At 35.8% G+C, this 8693-nt stretch carries 9 protein-coding genes; 5 read left to right on the forward strand and 4 right to left on the reverse strand.

What is annotated here, in order from left to right; genetic code table 11:
- Positions 1-36: 36 nt before the first annotated feature.
- Entirely contained in the window at positions 37-936 is a 900-nt protein-coding gene (locus CD30_RS09505) for a cation diffusion facilitator family transporter (RefSeq protein ID WP_036175862.1), read from the forward strand.
- A gap of 95 nt (positions 937-1031) precedes the next feature.
- On the opposite strand, the gene CD30_RS09510 is transcribed toward CD30_RS09505, so the two are convergent.
- Positions 1032-1682 (reverse strand): response regulator, encoded by a 651-nt coding sequence (locus tag CD30_RS09510; protein ID WP_036175865.1) that lies wholly within the window; start codon positions 1680-1682, stop codon positions 1032-1034.
- 17 nt (positions 1683-1699) lie between these two features.
- Positions 1700-2815, reverse strand: a complete 1116-nt coding sequence (locus tag CD30_RS09515) for a GAF domain-containing sensor histidine kinase (RefSeq protein ID WP_036175868.1) — start codon at positions 2813-2815, stop codon at positions 1700-1702.
- 245 nt (positions 2816-3060) lie between these two features.
- On the opposite strand from CD30_RS09515, the gene CD30_RS09520 reads away from it, so the two are divergent.
- The 3 genes from CD30_RS09520 to CD30_RS09530 are packed head-to-tail and all read left to right on the forward strand — an operon-like array spanning position 3061 to position 5286.
- A complete protein-coding gene (locus tag CD30_RS09520; protein ID WP_036175871.1) occupies positions 3061-3486 on the forward strand; it encodes a disulfide oxidoreductase in 426 nt (141 codons plus the stop codon).
- Position 3487: 1 nt separating this feature from the next.
- On the forward strand, positions 3488-4378 hold the full coding sequence (locus CD30_RS20730) for a thioredoxin domain-containing protein (RefSeq protein ID WP_084077780.1): 891 nt from the start codon (positions 3488-3490) through the stop codon (positions 4376-4378).
- 59 nt (positions 4379-4437) lie between these two features.
- Positions 4438-5286 carry an RluA family pseudouridine synthase gene (locus CD30_RS09530; RefSeq protein WP_036175874.1) on the forward strand — a complete coding sequence of 283 codons (849 nt, stop codon included), beginning with the start codon at positions 4438-4440 and terminating at the stop codon, positions 5284-5286.
- A gap of 24 nt (positions 5287-5310) precedes the next feature.
- On the opposite strand, the gene CD30_RS09535 is transcribed toward CD30_RS09530, so the two are convergent.
- Positions 5311-6159 carry an aldo/keto reductase gene (locus CD30_RS09535; protein WP_052126128.1) on the reverse strand — a complete coding sequence of 283 codons (849 nt, stop codon included), beginning with the start codon at positions 6157-6159 and terminating at the stop codon, positions 5311-5313.
- Positions 6160-6375: 216 nt separating this feature from the next.
- Between CD30_RS09535 and CD30_RS09540 the strand changes: the two genes are divergently transcribed.
- Positions 6376-7989 (forward strand): long-chain fatty acid--CoA ligase, encoded by a 1614-nt coding sequence (locus tag CD30_RS09540; RefSeq protein WP_036175879.1) that lies wholly within the window; start codon positions 6376-6378, stop codon positions 7987-7989.
- Between the two features lie 49 nt (positions 7990-8038).
- On the opposite strand, the gene CD30_RS09545 is transcribed toward CD30_RS09540, so the two are convergent.
- Positions 8039-8233 (reverse strand): hypothetical protein, encoded by a 195-nt coding sequence (locus CD30_RS09545; protein WP_036175882.1) that lies wholly within the window; start codon positions 8231-8233, stop codon positions 8039-8041.
- Between the last annotated feature and the right edge of the window lie 460 nt (positions 8234-8693).

Below are 8693 nucleotides of genomic sequence, written 5' to 3' on the forward strand. Positions count from 1 at the left end.
TTATCATGTTCTGAAGTCTTGCTTGGAGGAAACAAAGTGGAATTATATACAAATTTGCGTGCTGGGGAAAAAGGCGCATGGCTATCAATCGGTACATATCTTATTCTCAGTGCCATTAAACTTATCATTGGTTATTTTGGAGCATCAGATGCATTAATGGCAGACGGGCTTAATAATACAACGGATATCATCGCATCAATTGCTGTTTTAATTGGATTGAGAATATCCCAAAGACCGCCAGATGAAAATCATCAATATGGTCATCTTCGTGCCGAAACAATCGCCTCCCTAATCGCATCCTTTATCATGATGGTTGTTGGGTTACAGGTACTCTTAGATTCTGGCTTTAATTTGATGAATCCATCAAGAGAAACACCTTCTCCTCTTACTGCTTATGTTGCCCTTGGAAGTGCGGTGGTTATGTATTTTGTGTATCGTTACAATTTAAAGCTTGCGAAAAAAATTGGAAGTTCCGCTGTACGTGCAGCAGCTTACGATAACCGTTCAGATGCCTTAGTAAGTACTGGTACGGCTATAGGGATTTTTGGTGCCATTTTTGGTTTTGTTATCATTGATACGATTACGGCATTGATCGTAGGGATCATTATTATTAAAACTGGTGTGGAAATATTTTGGGAGGCTGTACAAACACTAACTGACGCCTTTGATATTGAAGAAGCAGAGACTTTATCTGTTCTCATTCGTAATGTAGACGGTGTTATTGATTTAAATGATTTTAAAGGTCGTACCCATGGAAACATGACATTTATCGATGTGACCGTTACTGTAAATCCAAATTTAAATGTATGGGAAAGCCATCGAATAACTGAAAAAATAGAATCCACTATTAAGCGGTTTAACCCTTATTGTATGGTTCTTGTTCATATCGAGCCACATGTCATACCAAAGGCTATAGAAGAGGATTATCATTTCTAATAGTAAAAAGACATCACTCATTTTGATTTGACCCAAGAAAGTTAGACACTAATCTAATTTTTACGGGGCAGTTCAGAAATTTGTGATGTCTTTTATTATTGCAATCCACTACCCTCTGTCAAATTATGCTTTACCGCATAAAGAGCAGCCTGTGTACGGTCTTGGACTTGAAGTTTATTGAAAATATTCGAAATGTGAGTTTTCACTGTTTTTTCTGTTACAAATAGAGAAGAGGCAATTTCACGATTACTTTTTCCTTTTGTAAGTTCTGCAAGTACATCTCTTTCCCTTGGCGTTAAAGGATTTTTTATATGTGGAAGGTTTTCTTCTTCACGAATACTTTCTTCTAATTGAGTTGTTGCAACTGGGTGCATAATGCTTTCTCCAAGCATGATTTTTCTAATGGCAGTCACTAAATCATCCGGCTCAATATCCTTTAATTGATAACCCGCAGCACCTGCCTCAATCGCAGGTAATACATGATCTTTATCAGAAAAACTTGTTAGCATTAATACTTCCACGTCCGACCATTGTTCTTTTATTTTTTTTGTTGCCTGTATGCCATCCATTTCAGGCATGACAAGGTCCATTAAAACCACATCTGGCATTAAAGACTCTACAAGTTCGATTGCTTCAAGCCCGTTCTTTGCTTCCCCAACTACTTCAATGTCCTTTTGTGTTTTTAAAAATACTATTAATCCACGGCGAACAATGTGATGATCGTCTGCAATTAAAACACGAATCATGGCCGCTCCCCCCCTTCCTAATAAGGTATTCGTATTAAAAGCTCGGTGCCCTTACCAATTTCACTTACCCAATCAGCCGTACCACCTAATGCTTGTACTCGATCTTTAATAGATTGCATTCCAATAGAAGGAAGTGCTTTTTTAGAATCATTGATAAATCCTCGACCGCCATCTTTTACGACAAATAGAATATCCGTCGCAGTTACATTGATAAACATTTCCACGATTTGAGTTTCCGCATGCTTTCTCACATTATTTAAAGCTTCTTGAGCAACCCGAAATAAAGTTTCCTCTACTCTTGATGGAAATTGAAGAACTCCTGATACATTCACTGTTAAAGTTAAATTCAACATGTCCGCATATGCTTTTATCGCCTCAATCAAACCGCTTTCTAAACCTTGTGGTCGAAGCTGCCAAATTAGTGCACGCATTTCAGTTAAAGCAGCTTGCGTTAATTGTTGAATATCTCGAAATGTATCTTTTATGTCCTTTTGGTCTGACATTTCAATACCCGCTCGTGAGGTTAATGTGACTGAAAACAACAGCTGATTAACAGAATCATGGAGGTCTCTTGCCAGTCTATTTCGCTCTTTTACAAGGGCCATTTCTTGTTCCTGCTTTGTTAAATAAATTCGTTTTATAGCTGAACCCATTTGGAATGCAACAGACTCCAAAAGCTCTAGCTCTTCTTCTGAATAGCTCACTGTATTTGGCTTAGCTACATTTAGCAAACCAAATCGTTCCCCACCGGATTGCAACGGTACAGTAGCATGATGGGTAATTCCAGCATTATCTCCAACCTTCGATTCAATAGCCGCTTCGATTCGTTGACACTCTATTATATTTGAAGCTTTTTTTAGTTCTTTATTGCGATAGCGTGAAACACACCAACATCCACCTTTTTTTAGATGCTCACATCCATTGTGCTGTAATGCTTCAGGCAGTTCTTCGTGGGCGATTAATTCCCGTTTTCCTTTATCGTTTATAAAAAAAATCCAACCTGTTTTAAAGTTGGTCCCCTTTAAAAATTTACTTAGGGCCCCTTTTAACATTGGAATCATATCAGTTTCTTCATTTAATAACTCAGCAATTTCTTTTAGTAATGTAATGTTTGAATGTTCATTCACTGACATGCTACACCTCGTCCAAACCTAGTTATCTTCATCATAACATTGACTGAACAATCTTTCATTTATTGACATCTCATACTTTTGAATGAAAAACGTTCAATTATTGATGGATTTGATTACAGAAAAATAACACTATTATATGTATAATAGAATTTGGATAAACGAGATATTTCGAAATCAGAATAATTTACTTCCTTTTATAAAGAATTTATAATCAAAACTACCATTAATCATTTTTAGGAGATATTATGAATAAAAAACTTGAAAATAGCTTGCTGTTTATTTGGGCTGTATCATTCGTTGCTACACTTGGTTCACTATATTTCTCTGAAATAAGGGGATTTGAGCCATGTGAATTATGTTGGTACCAACGTATCTTAATGTATCCGTTAGTAATTATCACTCTAATCGCTTATCTACAAAAAAATGCGAAGATTGCTATAACAACCGCCGTGTTATCTTGTATAGGTGGTGCAATATCACTTTATCATTATGGAATTCAAAAACTTGCACTTCTATCTAATTCGGCTCCCGGCTGTGGAAGAGTTCCATGTACAGGTGAATATATTAACTGGTTTGGCTTTATCACAATTCCGTTTCTCGCTTTAACGGCATTTATATTAATTGCCATTACTAGTTTTTATATGATTAAAGTTTCTAAGGAGGGTAAATAATTTGAAAAAACTAGCTATAATTGGTGCTGTTATTATTGTCTTATTTGCAGCATTAATTATTTTAACGAATATTTCAAATCAAAAACAAATTGAAGAAAATTTAAGTAAAACTGAAAATCAGGCTAATCCATATGGTAAGACAGACTTAGATCCAGCAACCATCGATTTATTAGATAATGAACATTATCAAAACATTATTTTACCTGATGAGTTAAAAGAAAAAATCGCTTCTGGTGCGCCAGTTGTGGCTTACATGTTTAGTTCAACATGCCCACATTGTATGAACTTTACGCCAAATTTAATGCCGATTGCAGATGAAATGGGTATTCCTATTGATCAATACAACCTTTTAGAATTTGACGAAGGCTGGGATGAATACGAAGTTGTTGAGACACCTACATTAATTTATTTTAAAGATGGCAAAGAAGTGGATCGTATTGTTGGAGACTACTCAAATGATTTAGACGGTTTGAAAACTTTCTTAAATCAAGTTGAAAATCCACTAAAAAACAATCCTTATGGAAAAACAAGTTTACAACAATCAACTATTGACTTATTAGATAATGAAAATTACCAAAATATTATCCTACCTGAAGATCTTGAAGAAAAAATCGCATCAGGTGATCCGGTTATGGCATATATGTTTAGTCCAGAATGTCCACACTGTCTAAACTTCACACCAAATTTAATACCAATTGCCAATGAGTTAGGGGTAGAAATTAATCAATACAATTTATTGGAATTCCCTCAAGGTTGGAATGATTATAAAGTTGAATACACACCGACATTAATTTTCTTTAAAGATGGGAAAGCTGTTGGGGAACCATTAGTTGGTGACTATTCTGACGACCCAGAAAAAGTAAAAGCATTTTTAGAACAAGCGAAACAGTAATATAATAAAGATATCGTGTTCAATAAGAGCGCGATATCTTTTTTTGGAGGAACCTGACCATGTTTCAATATGAAATTGTACAAAATGATTTAACGATTGAAGAGTTACTTCGTTCTAAATGGCGACTTGGAAAAAAGCTCGTCCATGAACTGCGGATGGCAAAAGCGATAACACTCGAAAATGGAGAACAGGTACTATGGAGTGAAAAATTAAAATCTGGTACAACCCTTTCGTTTACTTTTGACATTCCAAAATCCAATTATGTACCTACAAAAGCCTGTGAAGTAGAAATCCAATATGAAGATGACCATTGTCTCATTGTTTCAAAGCCAAAAGGTATGGCCACACATCCTAACGATATTTGGGACCGTGATACATGTATGAATCATGTTATCGCTCATATTCAGAGTAACGGTGGGCATTATGCAGAGCATGTTCATCGACTTGACCGCGGTACGAAAGGATTACTATTAATAGCAAAACATCCGATTGCTAAATCAATTTTCGACCGAATGATTGAAGAAAAAACAATTATTCGTACTTATGAGGCTGAGGTACAAGGGAGTGTCCGTCAAGATAGTGGTACCATTAGTGAACCCATTGGTAAGGATCGCCACCATGCCACTCGTCGTGTTGTAGCCAAAACTGGACAGCATGCAGTTACACATTTTAAAGTGGTTAAACGTTTGAAACAGACAACAATTGTCCATTTAACATTGGAAACAGGTCGCACCCATCAAATTCGTGTTCATATGGCTCATCTCGGTCATCCGATTGTCGGAGATACAATGTACAACGCAAGAAAAACTGCAAATGATGACTATGAATTACACGCAATTCAATTAGAATTCGAACATCCTTTTTTAAATAAACTGTTAGTGGTTAAAGATAAAGGAGCGATTCACTAATTAAGTGAAATCGCTCCCCCTTTATTAAAAATTAAAATTATCAGGATCTTTGCCCGTTCTTAAGTCCTTATTTAATCCATCAATCGCTTCTATATCCTCTACTGACATTTCAAAATCAAAAATATTCATATTCTCTTCGATACGGCTAGGGGTTACAGATTTCGGAATCGACATCACATCATTTTGATAATGCCAACGAAGGATAATTTGAGCTGCTGTTTTATTATATTTAGCAGCAATCTTTGCAATCGTTTCATCTTCTAAAATTTTCCCTCTACCTAAAGGTGCCCATGCTGTAACTGCAATGCCATTTACCTTACAGTAGTTCAAAAGTGGTTTTTGGGATAGGTATGGATGTAGTTCGATTTGATCCACCATTGGTTTCACATTTGCTTTTGTAGAGATTTTCTCTAGATGGTGCTCGTGATGATTTGAAACACCTGGTACACGTATTAATTTTTCCTCGTAAAGGCGCTCTATGGCACGATAAGTATCAACAAATTTATCTGGTACCGCCCAATGGGTTAAGTATAAATCTATATAATCTAAGCCTAATTTTTTTAAGGATGTTTCAAATGCTTTTAACGTGTTGTCATAACCTTGATCGGAATTCCATACTTTTGTAGTAACGAAAATTTCTTCTCGCGCAATATTGGATGCACGAATCGCTTCTCCAACTTCTACCTCGTTATTATATAGCGCAGCGGTATCAATCGCACGATAGCCTAACTCAAGTGCTTTCGTCATTGCATTTAATGCTTCTTCACTGTTTGTCATTTTATAAACGCCTAATCCTAAATAAGGCATTTCTACGCCATTTGATAACCGTTTTGTTGGTATACTTGTCAATCCATACACTCCCCTTCGATTCATTAATTCAATTATACGATGAATTTTTCCATATCGACATAATTATGCATTGACCAATTGAGAGATTATAATCTATTTATCCATTTGAAAAAGTATAAAAATTTTTCTATTAAGCCTTTTTCCCGTTCTATTAGCTATTAATTAATAATATATAACAATAAGTATGTTTGGTTGTCACTTGCCACTTGTGAGATTTTAAATATTGGGGGATGGATAATTATGATGGATACGCCTTTACTGTTAACGAACTTTTTGAAACGTGCAGAGCGATACTTCCCAGAGAAATTAATTATCTCAAGGACGAGCTCAGAAACAATTCATCGAATTCCGTATAAGGATTATGTAAAACGAACTCACAAACTAGCAGATGCTCTTACAAAGCTAGGAATGAAACGTGGAACAAAGGTTGCATCTTTTGCATGGAATCATCATCGACACCTTGAAGCGTATTTTGCAGTTCCTTGTGCAGGTGCTGTCTTGCATATGGTCAATATTCGATTAAGTCCTGAACATATTATTTATGTAATCAACCATGCCGAAGATGAGATTTTATTAATCGATGGTGATTTATTCCCTTTATTTGAGAAAGCGATTCCATTCTTAAAAACCGTGAAGCATGTGATTGTAATGCAAGATAATATGGAAGTTCCAGAATCAAGCTTCCCTAATGTTCACTCTTATGAAAAGCTACTGGCAGAGGCATCTGATGAATTTGAATTCCCTCTTGATTTAGATGAAAATTCACCTGCAGGTATGTGTTATACAAGTGCAACAACAGGTATGCCAAAAGGGGTGGTATATACACATCGAGGGTTAGTCCTTCATAGTATGGCGCTTGGCTTAGCAGATAGTCTTGGATTGCGTGAAGAAGACGTGATTATGCCTGTTGTTCCAATGTTCCATGTTAATGCATGGGGTATGCCATTTGCAGGGGTGAATTTTGGCATCACTCAAGTATTGCCTGGACCGATGTTTACACCACAATTATTATTAGATTTAATTGAACAGGAAAAAGTTACGTTAACTGCTGGGGTACCAACCATTTGGATGGGTGTTGCTCAAGAACAGGAGAAAAAACCACGCGACTTATCATCTTTGCGTGCAGTTGTATGTGGCGGTTCTGCATCGCCTAAAGGCTTAATTAAAACCTATGAAGATAAATTTAATGTACCATTTGTTGTCGGTTATGGTATGACGGAAACGACACCAATTGTTAGTTTATCTACTTATACTTCGTCAATGAAAAATTTAACACGAGAAGAGAAACTAGATATTCGTGCTACACAAGGCTTAACAGTCTCTTTACTTGATACGGAGGTCGTAAACGATGCAGGCGAAGTGCCTTGGGACGGAAAAACAATGGGTGAACTTCGTATACGTGGACCATGGATTGCTCATGAATATTATAAAGATGAGCGTACTCCTGAGGCATTTCGTGATGGATGGCTTTATACAGGCGATATTGCAGTTGTCACTCCTGAAGGTTATATTAAAATTACCGACCGGACAAAGGATTTAATTAAAAGCGGTGGTGAATGGATATCGTCTGTTGATTTAGAAAATGCATTAATGACGCACGAAGCAGTTGCTGAAGCAGCAGTTATTGCGATTCCGCATGAAAAATGGCAGGAGCGTCCTCTTGCATGTGTTGTTTTAAAAGAAGGCAAAAACGCTACCAAAGAAGAATTGCTCGCTTCTTTAGAAGGTCAATTTGCAAAATGGTGGCTTCCTGATGATATCGTATTCTTAGCGGAAATTCCTAAAACATCTGTAGGTAAATTTTTAAAGGCTAAGTTACGCGAGGAGTTAAAAGATTATCAAGTAAAAGCTTAGTAGATGATTGGGCCTTATTCGAATGAATTATATCGAATAAGGCCATTTATTAATTTTTTTTCTTATAATTGTATTTTTCATCATTATCATTGTCTGCCGCATCAAATTCAATTGGATCTGGAAAACGCATATCTTCCGCAAGCTGTGAACCATCACGCATTCTCTCCATTTGCTTGCCTAACCAAATAACATCTTCCATATTATTCGTCATATGTCCACTTGGCTCCATTTTTTCAGGTTCCAATTTATCACCCTCCTTGAAAGTAATATTCCCAACTTCATTTATTTGAACCATTTCCGTCATAAATTTAATGTAGTAAAGTCATTATTTTTTGATATACTAATTATTATAATAGTTTAGTTTATTTACATGAGGAGGATTCTTCCATGAATACTTTAATTATGGTAGTTATTATTGGCTCAATTTTAACTGCAATCTTTACTGCAGGATATGAAGGTAATTACTCTAACGAAGATTAATCTTCATACTTAGACAAGTTTGCCATTACATAACATATTGGCAGCACATATCTCACTATAAAAGGGCAACCATTATCATATGGTTGTCTTTTTATTTTTGTATGAAACAATAAAATTGACTTTATGTTGTATCAAAAAATAAACTTAGTTACATAAAGTAAGTTAATAGTGAAAAATGGTAGTGTCAAAACTTCTATGAAAAATTGAAAATCACAAAAAATTAG

It is taken from the genome of Ureibacillus massiliensis 4400831 = CIP 108448 = CCUG 49529, assembly GCF_000772965.1.
Taxonomy (GTDB): domain Bacteria; phylum Bacillota; class Bacilli; order Bacillales_A; family Planococcaceae; genus Ureibacillus; species Ureibacillus massiliensis.